The sequence below is a fragment of the Archangium violaceum Cb vi76 genome, assembly GCF_000733295.1.
GTDB lineage: Bacteria > Myxococcota > Myxococcia > Myxococcales > Myxococcaceae > Archangium > Archangium violaceum.
On record NZ_JPMI01000171.1, the window covers coordinates 1 to 612 of the forward strand.

1 protein-coding gene is annotated in these 612 nt (G+C 69.4%); it reads right to left on the bottom strand.

What is annotated here, in order from left to right:
- A partial coding sequence (locus tag Q664_RS25005) for an IS66 family transposase (protein ID WP_043400721.1) occupies positions 1-612 on the bottom strand: 612 nt, incomplete at both ends.

The following is a 612-nucleotide window of genomic DNA, read 5'->3' on the forward strand; positions in this document are numbered from 1 at the left end:
TCCGCGTTGTAGGTGTCGGCCACCCAGCGCCCCAGTTGCTCCGTCATGGGACGCGAGAGCGTGTCGCGCCTGCGCAGCCGCTCGGCGTCGTCCACCTGGGCCGCGCTGGCGTCGCGCTCCACCTCGAAGAGCTTGCCGATGAGGGAGAGCGGCAGCGCCGCCCGTGTGTCGCCGGCTTCCAGCGCCTCGACGAAGTAGCGCCGACAGTGGCTCCAGCACCCCACCTCCACCGCGGTGGCACCCTCGCGGGTAAACAGCTTGTCGTAGCCCTTGTACCCGTCCACCAGCAGCCAGCCCTGGCGCTCGTCCAGGAAGGACAGCGGCCCCTCCTGCTTCCAATCCGGCGTGTACACGAAGGCCGCCCAGGTGGCGTCCCCCAGGTACACCCACATGTGCCCGCGCTTGAGTCCATTGGGGTGCTCCCTGTCGAGCACCTTCAGGTGCGTGTCGTCGCTCCGCAGCACGTGCGAGGCCAGCGCCCTCTGGCCCACCTCTCGCGCCAGCGGCATGAGGAGATCGGCCCCCGCTGCCACCCAGTCCGAGAGCGTCGAGGTTCGTAGCTCCACACCATGGCGCGCGTAGATGCCGGAGAGCCTGTGTAGTGGCAGGCTG